Raw genomic sequence first — 235 nt, forward strand, 5'->3', positions numbered from 1 at the left:
ATCTCGCCCCGGTCAATGAGAAGCTTACCGATCGCCGAGAAGGGGTGTCCAGCCTTTGCGGCCTAGGTGATGCGGCCCATCGTACCATCGGGATACCGCAAGCGAGCCGCACCCTGGACGTGGACGAAGAAGACATCGACCTTCGATTTCGCCCAGGCTATCTCCAAGCCGCGTCCGGAGAGAATGCCCTGATCGATTGCCCGCCGGTCCGGATAAGCGCTGATCGAGCCCTTCG

At 61.7% G+C, this 235-nt stretch carries 1 protein-coding gene; it reads right to left on the reverse strand.

The genetic code is table 11. The annotated features are described in order from the left end of the window. Positions 1 to 62: 62 nt before the first annotated feature. The gene (locus tag SB679_RS26345) at positions 63 to 224 is read right to left on the reverse strand and encodes an MltA domain-containing protein (protein ID WP_410705386.1); all 162 of its coding nucleotides are present in this window, start codon (positions 222 to 224) and stop codon (positions 63 to 65) included. Between the last annotated feature and the right edge of the window lie 11 nt (positions 225 to 235).

This window comes from Chryseobacterium sp. SIMBA_029, assembly GCF_046535275.1.
In the GTDB taxonomy this organism is placed as follows: domain Bacteria; phylum Bacteroidota; class Bacteroidia; order Flavobacteriales; family Weeksellaceae; genus Chryseobacterium.